This window comes from Colwellia echini, from assembly GCF_002843355.2.
GTDB classification, from domain to species: domain Bacteria; phylum Pseudomonadota; class Gammaproteobacteria; order Enterobacterales; family Alteromonadaceae; genus Colwellia; species Colwellia echini.
The window spans coordinates 1-16,957 of record NZ_PJAI02000023.1 but is presented as its reverse complement, the minus strand read 5'-3'; the positions used below and the strand labels follow the sequence as shown (position 1 = coordinate 16,957).

Genomic DNA, 16,957 nt, shown 5'->3' with positions numbered 1-16,957 from the left:
AAAGTTCATTATTTTTTTAATTATTTTTACTGATTTAATTATTAGCGTTATTGCGTGATGTTTTTTGTACTTGTTTTGAGTGTTTATTGTTCGACTAAGTACAGAAAACTAATTTATATGTGCTAATTATTGAAATTAAGCAATATTTAGCATGGTTATGATGCAGTCATGCACCTTATTTGTGCGTTGTTTTGGAGAGAGTGACAGCTTATCTAACGTGATGATTTAACTATATTCATGTAAAGTGAACTTAAAGGTATATTTCATATTGGCTGGTCTATAAAATGCATATAACCTTAAGTAAGCATTAATTGCTAAGTTTTCAGGCTAATAGTCTTTATGTAAGTGCAGAGAGTAATCTTTACCATTTCATTTAACCCATTTTTATTACGTTCTTTAATTTCATCTTTATTATCAAAGGAAATACCATGGATTCAATCCTTGTCATTATTGCGTTGTCGTTGGCAATAGCTAGTGTCATCAATATATTTTTAACCAAGTTTTCGATTTCACATATTATTGGTTATATTATTACGGGCACTATCGTCAGTAACATATTTGACTTTAATGGCAGTGAAAATCTTCATTCGTTAGATCTTATAGGGGAGTTTGGCATTGTCTTTTTGATGTTTACTATTGGTTTAGAAATGTCATTTGCTAAGTTGGACAAGCTGAAAAAGCTAATATTTGTGAATGGTTTCATTCAAGTTGCTTTTAGCTCTATTATTATTTATGTGGCAGCATTCTATATTTTTAGTTTAGGTGCTACTGCATCTATTATTGTTGCGCTATCGTTCAGCTTATCTTCAACCGCTATTGTTTTACCTTATTTAAAAAAATCTAAAGATATTGTGACACCTTATGGTGAAAAGTCTGTGGCGATATTAGTCTTTCAAGATTTAGCGGTTATCCCCATTTTATTATTATTAAGCTTTTTATCAAATAACGAATTGTCTGTTACCGACGTGTTATTAAATACATTACTTTATGCTACCGGTATTATTATTTTTATGTTTACGCTAGGTAAAAAGCTTATTACCTGGTTATTACATTTCTCAAGCAATGCTCGTATGGAAGAGCTATTTTTAAGCTCAGTATTTACTATTGTATTAGGCGCTTCATTAATTGCGCACGAGGTAGGCTTTACGTATTCTTTGGGAGCTTTTATCGCAGGAATGATCATTGCGGAAACTAAATTTCATATAAAAGTTGAGTCAGATATCGCTTCTTATAAAGATTTACTGTTAGGGGCTTTTTTCTTCTCTATCGGAACTAAAATAGATTTTAGTTACTTTATGATGAATTTACATTGGGTATTAGGCTTATTGGTCGCGGTAATGTTAGTTAAAGCCTTGGTTATTTATGTGTTAATGATTAAGCAAGCCAATAAAAGTGATTCAATAAAGTCGGCTATAGCATTGTGTCAAGTTGGAGAGTTTTCTTTTGCTATATTTGCCTTAGCACTGAACCAAAATATAATCACGGAAGAGTTAGGTAGTTTTCTTATATTGATTACTGTGTTGTCTATGATCATTACGCCATTTATGGTGAATAACATTTATAAGATTGCATCTATTTTTGTTGTTGAATTTTTTGAGTCAGATAAAATTGATTCTGTTAGTGCCACTAATCATACTATTGTTTGTGGCTATACAACATTAGGGCGCATTGTAGCAAAAGAGCTTGCAGATCGCGGCGTTACGTTTTTAATTATTTCAGATAACTTACAGCATGTATTGTTAGCAAGAAAGCGCGGTTTTAATGCGTACTTTGGTCATTTAGATAAGCTACCTGTATTAGAATCATTAAAAGTTGATCAAACCAGCAGTATTATCATCACTGTGAACAGTTTGAAAAACAAACAAATAATTTGTGAGTCGGTACTTGAATATTACCCTAATGCAAATTTAGTTGTTAAGGTAAATAGTATTGAAGAAAAGATTACGCTATCTGAGATAGCCATTAAATCTTTTGTACACGCAGAACAAGAAACAGCGGCCTTGTTAGTGAAGCAGAGTATGTCGTTAGGCTCATTTAAAGAATAATAGCCATAAAAAAGGAGTGTTACCCATTTGAGTAACACTCCTTTTTAATGTGAAATTAATGTTAAATCGCTAGACTAGTTACTCATTCCATTTCACTATTTATCTACTTCGCTACTGATAAGCGGGATAAACTTCATATGCCCTGTGTGGCCCTCTAACTCTAAAATTAATGCACCTTGATGCTCCAACCAGGAATTAACGCGCATTAAATCTTGCAAATATTTGTTGTCTAAACTTGCCTCACCACAGAAAGCTTGAGTGATAGGGTAGTTTTTATTGATATTGATATTTATTCCATTGGTCGAATATGTGGTATTCGCGCTATTACAGTCAGCAGTAATATTGAGTTGCCCATTTTCTGAAAATGATAGTTGATAAAGGCTAGGCTTAGTTGGAATTATTTTTGTGTCATTGTTATACCAACTGCCTTGCCATTGCCAACGATGGTTTTGTAAATAATATGGCTGAGTTGTTGTACTTTTAGTCGAGGTTTTTTGTGGATAGCTTTCACTTTTAATTATTTTCGAGTTAATGATTGTCGCATCATTTTTTGGCGTCTCATTTACTTGGTTACTACAGCTCGTAAGTAAAGAGGTTGCCACTATTAAACTTGGCAATAAAGTAAAGTTAAGGTTTTTTATTGTAGCTTTAACCATCATTCTATTTATATTTTTCATTATTATACCCATTTGTTTTAATTAGGCTTTTAGTGCTAATTCATAAAAATCTGTTAGTGAAGATAATTTGTAGAGCTTAACTGGTAAAGTTTTCAAACCCAAATTGTTGAAGTTTCTCTTACCAATTACAAGTATTCATTTGTTATCGAGCTTATAATCTATGTTTAATAACAGACTTATTAATTAGTTGATTAGTTAGTTAATTATTTGTTAAAAATCAGATGTATAACTAAGATTACAAGTTTAATTTATAGATGTTTATCAAACGAACTGATAACCTGAATATCATACGTTAAAAGTAATTTAGAAGTATTTTAAGTATGAGTAATGCAACAAAACCTCCTGTAATACCTAAAGTAACACCTACAGCAACGCCAACAACCCAAAATGTTAATTTTAGCTGCTCAAGTATTAATGCTGTTAATTCTTCAGCGGAAAATACTAAACTACGTTTTCGTGCTATTGCGCCTATTTATTCGCCGTTAAGTTTACATCTTGGTGTTGATCAGTTTTCATCATCATTTACGGCGGCACTTAAAACGATAAAGTTAGACGTACTAACAAATATGGATCAAAGCCGAACACCATTAAAATGGCGAGGTAAATTAGTTAATGTGGTAGGTCAGCAAGATGAAGCAAGGCAATATCAATCGACAGAGCAAAACTCAAAAGAAGTTCGATTGTTATGTTGGAGCCCAAGTGAGTTAGGTACAAATGACAGTAAGGTAATGTTTCATGTTTTTACTAACCATATCGCCATTGCAGAAATTGAGTTAGTTGTTGATATTTCAGCGATGGATAAAGTAACAGATGAGTTAGTTAAGTCTCTTGAATCGAAAGTACAATGTTTAGCTGAACAACAAGTTGAACATTGTTTCGAAGATTTTTATCACGATTTAAAACAGCTTAAATTGCAATTGTCTGATGATTTTATATTGGCAGAAAAAATCCCTCCTAAAGCTGGTACTTGGGTTGCACGTACTATGCTGGTTAGTGATGAACAGTTAGCGCAAGTTAATATTCAACGCATTTTAACCTTGTGGTTACAGAAAACGAGTAGACCTGAAGATGCGGCTGATATTATTAGTGGAAAAAAAGATTACTCTATGACTTGGCTCAATTACGCTGTTAAACATGCTCAACCTATCGGTGAAGATCCTTATATACAAATGATGGTGCTATCTCAGTATTATTATATATCGCAAGAGCATTGTAATAGTGATTTGCGAAGTGCTATTGAAATGGCTTACGCACAAGATAAAAAACAAAAAATTGATAAAACACTCGCTACTACGCGTACAGCATGTCGATTGAATCAAATTGCCTATTTTGAAAATATTAAGTTTTTAAATAGACCCAATAGAGCACTACTAGAAGAAATTCTAGAATACTGGAAGTTTAACCAATTGGTTGAAAACTCAGAGAGAATGATCGAAGTTTGTAATGCTCGTCTACTTGAGGTAGATAATAAAAAACGCGAACGCAGTACCATAATGACGGATTTTCTACTTGTCACCTTGAGCTTTTTCGCCGTATTTGAATTATCTCTTTACCTTACTGAATTTAGTCGTGAAATGATGAGCAGGCCAGCGCTTGATTATAACGATAATAAAAGTTCGTTTTTCTTAGGACTTATAGCTGAAGTTGATGCCGATATTATGTTCTCTTTTGGTTTTGGCTTAACCTTGTTACTCATCATTGTATACCGCTACATAAAACGAAATTAATAATGAAAAATATAACGACTACCTCATTGCTTTTTATCCGAGCTTTAACACTTGGGCTATTACTTGGCTTAACTACGCAATTGTGTTGGGCAAAACCTGTTTCAGTTGCAACAAGTCAATGGGCACCTTATATTAATGATGAAAACCAACCATTAGGTACTGCGGCTAATATACTTAAACAAGTATTGAGTCAAAATCAATTAACGATTGATTGGCGGTATCAAAACTATGATTTAGCTTTTGAGCTAGTTACAAAAGGTAAACAACAAGCGGCATTTCCGTATTTTAAAACTACTGAGCGAGAAACACGCGTACTGTTTTCTGAGCCTGTTTTTAGTGTGACTAGTCATATTTATTACAATAGGCAGCGAGAGAGCAAACTGGATTTAACCCAACTTAAGCAATATAAATTTGGTCGAGTTTCAGGTTATAGCTATGGTGAAACTATTGATGCTTACTTAACGGATGCGATAATTTATGCCAGTGAAAAAGAAGCGTTAGAAAGCTTATTTCGCAATGACATTGATTTTCTACCCATGACCCAGAGCGTAATGAACAGTTTGCTCAATAAAGAATATCTCGACCAAGCATTGTTAATTAAGCAAATTGATAAGATAGAAGGGCATGACACCTTACATGTTATTGCGCCTGATACGTTAGATGGAAAAGCATTAATCATTGAAATTAATGATTTACTAGCTCAAGTTAAAGGTATTAAAAGCTTAGAATTACAACCTTTAGAGCGCTTTAAGCCAAAAGATATTGCTAGGCTTATTACTGCTGAAGGATATCCGGCTATTGTAGGGCAAAGCTCACTTGCAGAAATTACCGACTACTACACATTACCCCAAGGCACCCGCGTATTAATATTGAATTGGAGTGATAAAATATTACTACCTTCAACTACAGATCGCCTTTATAAGAGCATGATTGATTTAAGCCATGTTGTGGTTTTAAACGGCCCGCACGTCGGTAAAGAGCTTTATATAAAAAATATGCATTTAGAGATCCAATAATGGTTGTACTTTTAGGTTGGTTTGGATCAGTGTTGTATCTGCTTAATCATGGTTATATTTCGGTGGTAAAAAATTGGCGACCAAATATTTACTATGCCGGTAATCTAATTGCCGCATTGGCTTTAGTGGTTAGCTCGTTAATTATCGTTTCATATCAAGCGGTGGTTATTAACGGTTTTTGGGCGCTTATTTCTATTTTATTACTCATAAAGTTTGATGTAGCAAAAGTACCTTTGTCGAAAAGAATTTTCTATCTAGGCTTTATCCTGATACTTATTTGGTCTGCTTATATAGGTTTTGAACAAGGTTTTTACTCATATGCTTTTTATACTTGTTTGGGTTGGTCATCAAGTTATGTGTTTTGTTTATCTTACTTACTTTTTTGTAGTAAAAAATTAAAGCATATAAATTACTTATTATTGAACTTTTATGCTGCGAGTGCTTTGTTGCCTATTTTGTGGAGCCAACAAAACTGGCCGGTGTTTACGTTAGAAGTTTCTTGGGCTTTAATATCAGCTTATGGTGCTTATACGAGAATGGACGAAGTACATTTAATTGATTAATAATTTTTTCAAAATCAAATGGAGCTGTAATAAAACAATTATTCATCCTCCCACAACATTACTGTATAATCCCACGCATTAAACAACTGCCTTATTGCTCTTTTAAGAAAGTCCTGAGTTTGTAATAAAGGCAGTTAAACCACCATTTATGACGCTACTCTTTATTAATTAAATTATTAATTAAAGCGCTAGTAAAAAATATTGAGTAAGTTGAGAGCATTATGACCGTAGAAACATTCGACCCGCAAGCACCTAAAAAAAGTGCTAATTCAAACGAAAGCCAAACAACCACGTTAGACATTCCGTCTAAAATGATTGAAGAGCAACACCAAGCAGCTGTTAGCTCAGCTAATGCAAAACCAGAAGCAAACCGCGCTGCAAAGGTGGGCTTCGTAAGTCTTGGCTGTCCTAAAAACTTAGTCGATTCAGAGCGTATTCTTACTCAACTTCGCACTGAAGGTTACGATGTTACCAATAGCTATGATGATGCAGAGCTTGTGATTGTTAACACCTGTGGTTTTATTGATTCAGCAGTGCAAGAGTCACTTGATACTATTGGTGAAGCGCTTGCTGCTAACGGCAAAGTGTTAGTTACTGGTTGTTTAGGCGTTAAGAAAGATGAAATTGTTGAACTTCACCCTAATGTGCTTGGTGTTACTGGTCCTCATGCTTATGATGAAGTATTAACGCAAGTACATAAACACGTACCTAAGCCTGTTCATAATCCATTTATTGATTTAGTGCCGCCACAAGGTGTTAAGTTAACACCTAAACATTACGCCTATTTGAAAATATCAGAAGGCTGTAACCATCGTTGTACATTCTGTATTATTCCGTCAATGCGTGGCGATTTAGACTCTCGTCCTGTTGGTGATGTACTCGGTGAAGCACAACGTTTAGTAAAAGCTGGCGTGAAAGAATTATTGGTTATTTCACAAGATACTTCTGCATACGGTGTTGATGTTAAACATAAAACAGATTTTTGGGAAGGGATGCCAGTTAAAACTCACATGCAACAATTGTGTGAAGAATTAGCAAAGCAGGGCGTTTGGATACGCTTACATTATGTATATCCTTACCCACATGTGGATAAAATTATTCCATTAATGGCAGAAGGTAAAATTCTACCGTATTTAGATATTCCATTTCAGCATGCCAACAAACGTATTTTAAAATTGATGAAACGCCCTGGTAGCTCAGACCGAGTATTAGAGCGCATTGCCAAGTGGCGAGAAATTTGCCCAGAGTTAGTGATCCGTTCAACCTTTATTGTTGGTTTCCCTGGTGAAACTGAAGAAGAATTTGAAGAGTTGTTAGACTTTTTAGAAGAAGCGCAATTAGATCGTGTAGGTTGTTTTAAGTACTCACCTGTTGAAGGCGCTACTGCAAATGTACTTCCTGATCATGTTTCAGAAGAAGTAATGGAAGAACGCTTACAGCGTTTTATGGAAGTTCAAGCCAGAATTAGCGCTGACAAATTACAAGCTCGCATTGGCCAAGAGTATTTGATTTTAGTTGATGAAATTAATGACCTTGGCATTGTTGGCCGCTCATACATGGACGCGCCAGAAGTTGATGGTAAAGTGTATTTATCGGATGATTTTGATGCCAAGCCTGGCGATCAAATTTGGGTACAAATTATTCATGCCGACGAACATGATGTTTGGGGCGTTCGCGTAGAAGACTAACGGGTCTTACATATCAATAATTTATTGTGTGACTTGGCAATACTGTAACTAAAGATAATGTGGAATATACACTTATTTGGTGCTAAAACTTGCCATTAACTTTACCAATATCATAATTGATTATTATTGCTAAGCTTATATTTTCAAATAAGATAGTGTACATTACAAGTGTTCACAGAAATCATATAACCTGAATTCTGGATAATAAGTTTTATAAAAGTATGAAACTATTTTACATAACTTTATTGTGAAATATTGCTTATCTAGTATTCAAGTTACATATCAAAAGTTTGATAAGGCTTCTAAATGAAAGTTATAGCGTTTATTAGAGAAAAAAAGAAAAATTTACAAAATCAAAATGATCAGTTCATTGCTAAATTAGAGCCTAAATTTAAAAACTTATCAGATTTAATCAGCAATAAAATAACCATGCCATTTAGAAATACGCTAAACAATCCATGGTTTTCTCAATTTAATCCTTTTGATGCGGAAGAAAGTAAAGCTGAAGAGAATAAAAGCGAAGAGTTGTTAATACAAGTACCTGAAGCGGCGAAAACTTATGCAAATCTGCTTGAGAAAATGGATACCGTAACCTTTGTTGGAGAATGGCACTCGGTAGAGCAAGATTGTATTGATCAATTTGCAGAAGTAACCGGTGACAGACAATGGATACATACAGATCCTATACGTGCGGCGAAAGAATCTCCTTTTAAGTCGACAATTGCTCATGGATTTCTAACCTTATCTTTAATACCCAAACTCACTAATTCGGTTAATTTGGATAGTAACCCTTATCCAGAAGCCAAAATGGTAATTAACTTCGGTTTAAACCAAGTACGCTTTCCTTATCCTGTAAAAGCAGGAACACGTGTCCGAGCAAGTATAAAATTAGTTAATTTAGTGCCGATGAAACGTAGTATTGAACTTGTTAACGAAGTAAGTATTGAAGTTGAGGGGAGTAAACGTTTAGCGTGTGTTGCTGAAACCGTATTACGTTTATATTTTTAATTTAATGGCGTTAGTCATCATTAAGTTAAAAAAGAGGGGCTAGATTTTGATATTCTTACAGGATCTAATCTACCCCCTCTTTTTTACTATTTACTTCTTTTTAGATTACTTCTTTCTAGATTGCTACTCATTATCTCTAGATGATTAATTTTGCTGGCAACTGAGCAATTTATTCAAGTGGTTACTCTGTATTTAACCATTGTGTCAGTTTGGCTAATACGCTAACGGGCTCGATAGGTTTCGATAAATAGTCATTCATGCCAGCTTTAAGACATTTTTCTTTGTCGCCTTGCATTGCATTTGCAGTCATAGCAATAATTGGAATAGAGGTGTTTTCTACACCAGCTTCGCCAGAACGAATTCTTTTAGTTGCTTCATAACCATCCATTTCAGGCATTTGACAGTCCATAATTACAACAGTATAAGGTTTTATGGCTATAGCATCTTTTAAACTATTGATTGCTTCGATACCGTCTGCAGCAATATCGGAAGTTAATCCCATATTTTTTAAAACACTCTGCGCCACCATTTGATTCACTCTATTATCCTCAACAAGTAATACACGAGTTTTATCAGGCCAGTCGTATAACATGCTAGGTTTAGTGTCAGCTTTATTAAGGTTTTTTTGAGTCGCTGGATTGTCAGATCTTAGTGATGTAGTAAAATGTTTAGTTATCAAGGGGGAAGCTTGTTTAAGGGCTTCGCCATTTTCGGTAATAACAGCTAAGGCATTAAATAAATCTACAGTGGTTGTTGGTTTCGAGAAGTAAGCACTAAAACCTATGTCGGCAAAATGTTTAGCGTCACCGCGTTCAGCCATTGAAGTCATCATAACTAACTTCATTGTGTTGTAGTTGCTATTTTCTCTAATTTTTTTGGCTAAAGTTTCCCCTGTCATTTCAGGCATTTGCATATCTAATAAAGCAATATCAAATCTGGGGGAGTTTGAAGATGAAAAGTGTTCGTTACAAAGTGTTAAGGCTTCTTCACCACTTTGTGCTTCAGTTACTGTGATCCCCCAGCACTCTAATTGTCCGCGTAAAACTTCTCTATTCGTTTGGTTATCATCAACAATTAAAATATTTAGTTTTGAACTATCCATTGCAGGCACAACTATGGTTGATGATTCACTTTTCTCCACTAAAAGCGTTATTTCAAAACAACTACCTTTACCTAGCTCACTGGTAACGGTTATATCACCATTGAGTAGATTACATAATTTTTTAGTAATGCTTAATCCTAAACCAGTGCCGCCGTACTTTCTGGTGGTTGATGCATCTACTTGGCTAAACGCGCCAAATAATAATGGGATTTTATCTGCGGGAATACCGATACCAGTATCTTGAATTTTACAGTTAAATATAAAGTGCTTTTCTTTAGTTGAAGGTTCAAGGCTTGCTTGAATAAGTATTTCACCTTCATCAGTAAATTTAATGGCATTACTTAAAATATTGGTTAATATTTGACGAATGCGACCAGGATCAGATTTAATTAAAGATTGTTTCACTTTAGTTGAATCAATAATGATTTCAATGTTTTTATCTTGTGCTGAAAGTGCGATAGATTCAGTAAAATCTCCTAATAAGTCGCGTAAATTAAAATCAATATATTCTAACTCTAACTTTCCGGCTTCTACCTTTGAAAAATCAAGAATATCATTGATTAAAGTTAATAATGAATTAGCACTAGAATTCGCAACGCTTACTCTGTGTGCTTGCTCTTTGTTCAACTCGCTATCTTTGAGTAAACCTAACATGCCTAATACACCATTCATGGGGGTTCTAATTTCATGACTCATGTTTGCTAAAAATTCAGACTTCATTTGTGCCGCTTCTTCAGCTTTTTTTAGTGCAATAATACGTTCTTGATAGGAGATCGAAATATTTCGGCTAGTCACAATTAATAAGGTGATTACAAATAAACTTAATATTAATGCAATTACAGCGGTTAAATACGTTTCTTGTTTTTTATTGGTTAATACATTAGTTAAAACTGCTTGTGTTTTATCACTTAATAGTTTTTCAATAGCATAAATGATGTGTGATTTTTGTTTGATTAACTCAAGCATATATTGAGGGTCATATTCCCAAAGGTTACTATTTAAATACTTCAATGCTTCATTTGCTTTGGTATCATCAATAGCAACAAGTTCATCTATCTGCGAAGCTAATTTACCTGATTCTCTCAATGGATTAATTTGTAATAATTTATCTTTATACTCTTGAATTACAGTGTGAAACGCATCAAGGTGTAAAATCGCTTGATCATTATATTGATTAAGATCTGATAAACGTGAAATAACCTGGTTTACTTCGCCGTACAAGGTTAAAAACTTAACTTGATATTGGTTATCATCTCGTAATACGGCATTTTTAAATTGATGTATTAAACCGTTATAACCAATGTAAACACCTAATTTAGCCACAAGTAATTCAGTTTCTTGTTCTACTAATGCGGTTTGTCTTTCCGCTACTTTCCTGATAACTTCGTCATTTAACAGTTCTAATACTTCAGCTTTATCTTCCTCAGCAAGTGTTGATTTAAAGATATTCCAATAAATTTTTTCTTGGTTATTTTGGTTTCTTACTTGTTTCTTAAAATCTCTGATATCAACTTTATAACCGGTTATATCTTCAAAAGAAACCGTTGCATTTAAGATTAAATGGTTAATGTTATTTAACGCGTTTATTTTTAATAAAGTTAAATAATTAGAATGTTTTGTTTCTATTTCGCTATTATGAATTTGTTCAGAAAAGTTATATAAACGTCTAATAATTTCATTATTTACCTCAACAAAATAATCAATTAAGTAAGGTAGTTTGATTGCATGTGTATCTACTTGAAGTCTTACATCTTTAAGTTTGTGGTTAAATTTGGCTAAATAATTCTGATCAAACCTACCTACATCAATATTGTGGCTATTAAGGGTTTGTAGTAAGTCTTCAATAATTTTGTCTAGAGTTTTACGTTTTTCGACTAAGTTCACACGCTCTACTGTCGCAGGGTTAATGGTAAAATTAGTACTCAGTACTAATTCTTCGTTATATGCATTAACGAAGTCGCTTAATAATATGTCAAATTTAATAATTTTCTGTGCTAATTCAAGTTCTATAATTTGCTGCTGTTTATCGTTAACTATGCTTAACATTAAAGAAATACTGATAATAAGTGGTAATCCCGCAGAGACTAACAATTTAGTGCGAATATTTGATTTATTCTCGTTGTTCTTGGCGAGCTTATTTACAAATATAAAATAAATAACAGGGGATATTGAAATACTTAATAATACTGAAACTAAAATAGCGCGGTTGATATGAGGAAACAACGTTTCAAACCAAGGGAGAATACCCATAATCATGTATTCTATTAAACCAATCGCGCTAACAATTGCAATTAAGGCTAAAAAAGTCATGTAAGGTTTAGAAGTTGATAAGTTTTTGAAGAAAAGCAAATTTAGTACCGCAGCTTAATTTATTATTATTTATCAGTATAGTGCAAATGTACCTATTATTCTAAGGTACTTTTGAAGTTAAGGTGTTTTTGTACTTTTGAAAATTAGTGTTAATTTTAGTATTAGCTAACTGCGCTATTAAAGCTGGCAATTACCCGTTATTAGAGAGGTTTCTCGTCTTGAACGACAAATAAGGTTTAGACTTGAATAAGTAGAACTAGCACTAGAACTCGAACTAAAGTATTTGAGTAAATATTTTACTTTGATGGTTAGCCAATAATATGCAGAGGCGTGAAGTCAGGGCATATTATTGGCTTAGGTTATTATTCTTGAGTAGGGACAACGCTAATAGTGTTGAAGTAACTGTCGGTTAATTCTTCGTTGATACAAACTAATAAGTATTTATTCATTTCTACTTCAACCACACTATCTTCAGCTGCATTTTCAGTACAGTAACTTAAAAATTCCATTACCGTGTCTACAGGCGCGTCTTGAAGCTCTGAATTATCTTCTTCTGCATTCGCAAAGTTTGCAGTTAATGCTAAAAGAGCTAAAGATAAAATTATTTTTTTCATTGTTGTGTCCATTTGATTAAAGTTAAGTGATGTTACGAAGAATAAAGTTACAAATCCCAATAGTCACTTAAGGTATTAAGTTGCCTATCAAGGTATATTTTTTCATTCAACGCATATAATTTTTCCCGAATGAGACATCTGCGTTTTGCTAATTTTCTCATTACTTTTTTACTGCTAGACTCCTCTGCTTTTTCAAAAGCAGCAATATCAGCATCGTCTTCAAAATCATCATCATCAATCGTTAAGCTGTCAGATTCATCAACGTTCATTCATTACCTTCTACTAAAGTCATCGTTGTATTTTCGGTAAATAATGTTCCCATCGATGAAAATTTAAAAGCGAAAAATTTTTATGTTTACAATTAATGTTTTTTATCAACTTTTTAGATCTTTAATTCAGGTTATCAATAATAATTTAATGTAAAATTTTTGTTGTAAATTTAAATAATGTATCTAGGGTCTGTTGATCTTTCAGGGTTAAAATTTATTAAATGAACTTAAAGGCAGCACTTGTTTGAAATTTATACTGCGTTTTCATATGTTCGTGTAGCCAGTTACAAGTCACATGCTCTGTCTTGTCTAAATGCCAAACAGTTGCTGTAAAAGTAACTCGAAAGAGCAACATACTTTATATAAATAAAACTGTTTATATTAAATGAGCATGATAATTTAGCTTTAGCTTGAATCTATTTGTAAATATTTTATGTTACTTTAGCGCTATAAAAACCATCAAGGAAATAGTTACTATGAAAGTTGCAGTATTTAGTTGTAAGGCATACGACAAAGAGCATTTAGAAAAGTTTAATAATGGTAAACATGAGTTTAGTTATTTAACGCCGCACTTAACTAAACTTACCGCGTTATTGGCTAGCGAACATGACGCGGTTTGCTGCTTTGTTAATGATCAACTTACCTCAGATTGTATTGAAATATTAGCTAGTGTAGGTATTAAATATATCGTGCTACGCTGTGCGGGCTACAATAATGTTGACTTAGATGCGTGTGAAAAACAGCAAATAAAGGTTGTACGAGTACCTGAATATTCACCTTATGCAGTAGCCGAACATGCAGTAGCTTTGATTATGGACTTGAATCGAAACATTCACCGTGCTTTTTCGCGTGTTCGCGATAATTATTATCTGCTTGATGGCCTACTTGGTTTTGACATGCACGGTAAAACCATTGGTGTTATTGGTACCGGAAAAATTGGTATTTGTTTAATAAAAATCATGCAAGGGTTTGGTTGTCATGTTATTGCTCATGATGTGCACCCAAATGATAAAGTTAAAGCGCTTGGCGTTGAGTATAAAACCTTAAATGAGTTGTATACGCAATCTGATGTGATTTCTTTACATTGCCCATTAAATGCAGATACTCATCACCTGATTAACGATACTTCTATCGGTAAGATGAAAAAAGGCGTAATGATAATTAACACCAGCCGAGGTGGTTTAGTTGATACTATTGCGGTTATTAAAGGCTTGAAAAGCGGGCAAGTAGGTTACCTTGGTTTAGATGTTTATGAAGAAGAAACTGACTTGTTTTTTGAGGATTTTTCAAACACTGTGCTTCAAGATGATGTGTTTGCGCGATTACTTACTTTCTCTAATGTTGTGATCACAGGTCATCAAGCCTTTTTCACCCGTGAAGCGTTGGATTCAATCTCAAAAGTGACTTTAAATAATCTTACCGCATTAGAGTCTGGTGATTTAGAGAAGGCTTGTTTGATCCCTTTATCATAAAGTTGTTGGTAATTAAGTTATCGGTAACTATTGTACAGCTATTCAACCTTGCAAATATGAGTGTTTACTCCCTTATAACAAGCAATTACTATTAGTTTGAGGATTTCAGATAATATTATTCCAGCTTTAAAAATATTGTTTATTAACGTAATACATTGTGGTTGGTATTATTGCAGTGGTTGGTATTATTGCAATGTTAGAGGATTTTTAAACATTCAGGCTAAAAATAAGTTTAATAGCAGTGAGGTGTAGATAAAATTAATTAATCGACAAGATAAATTTTTTTCACTTTTCTATCTGCGACTTTAGGTTCATTATCTAGCCGCGAGCTATTTCGATTTTTAGTAAGGTAAGGCAATGGATACTGATACATATGAAGATACGAATATAGATATTGATAGTAATTTTAATCCAGCAGTAATGGTTGATATTGAAACGTCTTCTGAGTCAGCTAATAAAAAAGCAGCTAGACTACAGTCGAAACAAAAATATTTTACTAGGCAAAAACTGGATTTAATAAACGAACAAAAATCACTTGATAGGCAACTAAATTCATTTAGTGACCATTGGGATATGTAAATAACTTATTGTTTAAGAGAAAATAACTATGAAAAATTTAATGTTAGCATTAGCTGTATTAACACTTACTTCTGCAAACGTATACGCCGAAGAAGTTGTTGAAGATGCTTTAATGGAAGCGCCTAGTGATTATGTATTGAGCTTATTACAATCATGTACTGATTATGCAGCTGATGATGAAATTGAAGCGAAAGACATGAATAAATACTTACTTTCATGCATTAATACAGAACTTGAAGAAGGGTATTACCAGTTAATTAGTTCGTTACCTAAAGAAGAAATGTAATAGTTTGCTCTGTAACTATTTTAGATAGCTAACTAATATTTCAGGTAGATAACTAAGAAAATAACTAGGTAAGTAAATAGTTATTTTCCCTATATTATAATTGTTTTTAGTATAAGCGATTATAAGTAGCGTAAAATAAAGCCAGTGATTTTATTATAAAGTCACTGGCTTTATTTTATGTGCATATGGGGGAATAAGAGTATAGCTTGCTTAATCAACTCTACTTTTTGGCTTTTAGCTAAATAAGCTGCAAAAATATCTCTTGAATAGACAGGTGCATTTTCAATTAGATGTAACCTGTTACTTTCAATAAACTCAAACGTCATCTGCCTTGGTAAATAAGCACTTCCTCCTGCATCTAATAAAAAATTAAGGGCAATACGAGGTTGGCTCATATGGTGTTTAGGGGTAGGTGAAAATTGAAATTCTCGTAAATGTCGAGTATTCACCGCTTCACCATAATCCACCATAATATGATTATATAAGGTAAAGTTTGGATTATTATCTTCTGGGTTTGTTGATACCAAGTGTAAGGGCACAGTCGCGACTTTTTCAGTAATCAGGTCTTCTACATACGGTGGTTCAAATAAAAATGCGATATCGATTACTCGACTAAGTAAACTTTTTCGTAATTCTAATTGTGAATAGTTATTGGTAAGTAAACTGACATCGTCAAGATTACGATGAATTTTTTTTAACCAGTCTTGTAAGACAATATCCCAAATTGACATGATTGAACCGACAACCAATTGGCGCATTTCGGTGTCAGCAATACCCACATCTTGCTTGGTTTTTTGCCACATAAATAATAATTCATTAGCGTGCTTTATTAATCTATTACCTTCTGGTGTTAATTTTAAATGCTTTTGACTTCGATCAAATAGCATCACACCTAAATCATCTTCTAATAATTTAATGCGAGCACTGACCGCTGATTGAGTGATAAATAAATTCTCAGCAGCAATTCTAAAGTGCAATGTTCGGCTTACTTCAAGGAATGTTTTTAATAGCTCTATCTTCATTAGAGTTTCTTATACCTTAATCGATTATTTTGATTAAACCCATCAAAATATAGCGTTTTATTTGTTACCCGGCAAACTATACACTGCCTTTCACTTATTTCATCGCTTTTTATGCTAATAAATTCATTAAAGTGTTGAGAAATACATTAAAAATTAAATAAAAAGAACTTATTATGAAAATTGCAATTTTATCTAGAAACAAAAAGCTTTACTCAACTCGTCGTTTAAAAGAAGCTGGCGAAGCTATGGGCCATGAAGTTGACATTATTGATACGCTGCATTGTTATATGGATATTACCAGTACTCATTCATCGGTGCGTTATCATGGTAGAGAGTTGCCTAAATACGATGCTATTATTCCGCGTATTGGAGCATCAGTAACTTTTTACGGAACGGCAGTAGCAAGACAGTTTGAAATGATGGGTACGTTTAATATTAATGAATCAGTGGCCATAAGTCGTTCACGCGACAAATTACGCTCATTGCAATTGTTGTCGCGTAAGGGCGTTGGTTTACCTAGAACTGGCTTTGCTAGCCGACCTGATAACATTAAAGATTTAATTAAAAACGTGGGCGGCG

General features: G+C 33.5%; 14 protein-coding genes and 1 pseudogene. 10 read left to right on the top strand and 5 right to left on the bottom strand.

Features of this window, described 5'->3' with window-relative positions:
* The first annotated feature begins 428 nt into the window (after positions 1 to 428).
* A complete protein-coding gene (locus CWS31_RS15190) occupies positions 429 to 2,045 on the top strand; it encodes a cation:proton antiporter domain-containing protein (RefSeq protein ID WP_101343058.1) in 1,617 nt (538 codons plus the stop codon).
* 95 nt (positions 2,046 to 2,140) lie between these two features.
* Here CWS31_RS15190 and CWS31_RS15185 read toward each other — a convergent pair whose 3' ends face one another.
* Positions 2,141 to 2,722, bottom strand: coding sequence for an META domain-containing protein (locus CWS31_RS15185; RefSeq protein WP_170252903.1), 582 nt, complete (start codon positions 2,720 to 2,722; stop codon positions 2,141 to 2,143).
* Between the two features lie 320 nt (positions 2,723 to 3,042).
* Here CWS31_RS15185 and CWS31_RS15180 point away from each other — a divergent pair, with 320 nt between their 5' ends.
* From CWS31_RS15180 to CWS31_RS15160, 5 genes are all read left to right on the top strand, one after another.
* Positions 3,043 to 4,449, top strand: a complete 1,407-nt coding sequence (locus CWS31_RS15180) for a hypothetical protein (protein WP_101343056.1) — start codon at positions 3,043 to 3,045, stop codon at positions 4,447 to 4,449.
* A 2-nt stretch (positions 4,450 to 4,451) separates the two neighbouring features.
* A complete protein-coding gene (locus tag CWS31_RS15175) occupies positions 4,452 to 5,465 on the top strand; it encodes a substrate-binding periplasmic protein (protein ID WP_101343055.1) in 1,014 nt (337 codons plus the stop codon).
* A complete protein-coding gene (locus tag CWS31_RS15170; RefSeq protein ID WP_101343054.1) occupies positions 5,465 to 6,028 on the top strand; it encodes a CBU_0592 family membrane protein in 564 nt (187 codons plus the stop codon). Before CWS31_RS15175 ends, CWS31_RS15170 begins: the two co-directional genes overlap by 1 nt.
* A gap of 221 nt (positions 6,029 to 6,249) precedes the next feature.
* Complete coding sequence (gene rimO / locus CWS31_RS15165; RefSeq protein ID WP_101343053.1) at positions 6,250 to 7,716, top strand: 30S ribosomal protein S12 methylthiotransferase RimO; 1,467 nt, start codon at positions 6,250 to 6,252, stop codon at positions 7,714 to 7,716.
* 306 nt (positions 7,717 to 8,022) lie between these two features.
* Complete coding sequence (locus CWS31_RS15160; RefSeq protein WP_101343052.1) at positions 8,023 to 8,724, top strand: MaoC family dehydratase; 702 nt, start codon at positions 8,023 to 8,025, stop codon at positions 8,722 to 8,724.
* Between the two features lie 181 nt (positions 8,725 to 8,905).
* On the opposite strand, the gene CWS31_RS15155 is transcribed toward CWS31_RS15160, so the two are convergent.
* From CWS31_RS15155 to CWS31_RS15145, 3 genes are all read right to left on the bottom strand, one after another.
* Positions 8,906 to 12,175 carry a response regulator gene (locus tag CWS31_RS15155; protein WP_101343051.1) on the bottom strand — a complete coding sequence of 1,090 codons (3,270 nt, stop codon included), beginning with the start codon at positions 12,173 to 12,175 and terminating at the stop codon, positions 8,906 to 8,908.
* A 323-nt stretch (positions 12,176 to 12,498) separates the two neighbouring features.
* Positions 12,499 to 12,750 carry a hypothetical protein gene (locus CWS31_RS15150; protein ID WP_101343050.1) on the bottom strand — a complete coding sequence of 84 codons (252 nt, stop codon included), beginning with the start codon at positions 12,748 to 12,750 and terminating at the stop codon, positions 12,499 to 12,501.
* A gap of 47 nt (positions 12,751 to 12,797) precedes the next feature.
* Positions 12,798 to 13,019: a hypothetical protein gene (locus tag CWS31_RS15145; protein WP_101343049.1), complete on the bottom strand. Its 222-nt coding sequence runs from the start codon at positions 13,017 to 13,019 to the stop codon at positions 12,798 to 12,800.
* A gap of 476 nt (positions 13,020 to 13,495) precedes the next feature.
* Here CWS31_RS15145 and CWS31_RS15140 point away from each other — a divergent pair, with 476 nt between their 5' ends.
* The 3 genes from CWS31_RS15140 to CWS31_RS15130 all read left to right on the top strand — a co-directional run bounded on the left by CWS31_RS15140 (position 13,496) and on the right by CWS31_RS15130 (position 15,356).
* Positions 13,496 to 14,491 (top strand): 2-hydroxyacid dehydrogenase, encoded by a 996-nt coding sequence (locus CWS31_RS15140; RefSeq protein ID WP_101343048.1) that lies wholly within the window; start codon positions 13,496 to 13,498, stop codon positions 14,489 to 14,491.
* Between the two features lie 357 nt (positions 14,492 to 14,848).
* Positions 14,849 to 15,070 (top strand): hypothetical protein, encoded by a 222-nt coding sequence (locus CWS31_RS15135; RefSeq protein WP_101343047.1) that lies wholly within the window; start codon positions 14,849 to 14,851, stop codon positions 15,068 to 15,070.
* A gap of 28 nt (positions 15,071 to 15,098) precedes the next feature.
* On the top strand, positions 15,099 to 15,356 hold the full coding sequence (locus tag CWS31_RS15130; protein ID WP_101343046.1) for a hypothetical protein: 258 nt from the start codon (positions 15,099 to 15,101) through the stop codon (positions 15,354 to 15,356).
* Positions 15,357 to 15,526: 170 nt separating this feature from the next.
* Here CWS31_RS15130 and CWS31_RS15125 read toward each other — a convergent pair whose 3' ends face one another.
* A complete protein-coding gene (locus tag CWS31_RS15125) occupies positions 15,527 to 16,378 on the bottom strand; it encodes a LysR family transcriptional regulator (RefSeq protein WP_101343045.1) in 852 nt (283 codons plus the stop codon).
* 173 nt (positions 16,379 to 16,551) lie between these two features.
* On the opposite strand from CWS31_RS15125, the pseudogene CWS31_RS15120 reads away from it, so the two are divergent.
* A pseudogene (locus CWS31_RS15120) lies at positions 16,552 to 16,957 on the top strand (30S ribosomal protein S6--L-glutamate ligase); the annotation flags it as partial.

Excerpts from the sequence above, each read along its gene's own strand:
- CWS31_RS15160 (WP_101343052.1), top strand. The coding sequence starts at position 8,023 with ATGAAAGTTATAGCGTTTATTAGAGAAAAAAAGAAAAATTTACAAAAT.
- CWS31_RS15190 (WP_101343058.1), top strand. The coding sequence starts at position 429 with ATGGATTCAATCCTTGTCATTATTGCGTTGTCGTTGGCAATAGCTAGT.
- CWS31_RS15170 (WP_101343054.1), top strand. The coding sequence starts at position 5,465 with ATGGTTGTACTTTTAGGTTGGTTTGGATCAGTGTTGTATCTGCTTAAT.
- CWS31_RS15130 (WP_101343046.1), top strand. The coding sequence starts at position 15,099 with ATGAAAAATTTAATGTTAGCATTAGCTGTATTAACACTTACTTCTGCA.
- CWS31_RS15180 (WP_101343056.1), top strand. The coding sequence starts at position 3,043 with ATGAGTAATGCAACAAAACCTCCTGTAATACCTAAAGTAACACCTACA.
- CWS31_RS15140 (WP_101343048.1), top strand. The coding sequence starts at position 13,496 with ATGAAAGTTGCAGTATTTAGTTGTAAGGCATACGACAAAGAGCATTTA.
- CWS31_RS15145 (WP_101343049.1), bottom strand. The coding sequence starts at position 13,019 with ATGAACGTTGATGAATCTGACAGCTTAACGATTGATGATGATGATTTT.
- CWS31_RS15125 (WP_101343045.1), bottom strand. The coding sequence starts at position 16,378 with ATGAAGATAGAGCTATTAAAAACATTCCTTGAAGTAAGCCGAACATTG.
- CWS31_RS15150 (WP_101343050.1), bottom strand. The coding sequence starts at position 12,750 with ATGAAAAAAATAATTTTATCTTTAGCTCTTTTAGCATTAACTGCAAAC.
- CWS31_RS15175 (WP_101343055.1), top strand. The coding sequence starts at position 4,452 with ATGAAAAATATAACGACTACCTCATTGCTTTTTATCCGAGCTTTAACA.
- CWS31_RS15135 (WP_101343047.1), top strand. The coding sequence starts at position 14,849 with ATGGATACTGATACATATGAAGATACGAATATAGATATTGATAGTAAT.
- rimO (WP_101343053.1), top strand. The coding sequence starts at position 6,250 with ATGACCGTAGAAACATTCGACCCGCAAGCACCTAAAAAAAGTGCTAAT.
- CWS31_RS15185 (WP_170252903.1), bottom strand. The coding sequence starts at position 2,722 with ATGAAAAATATAAATAGAATGATGGTTAAAGCTACAATAAAAAACCTT.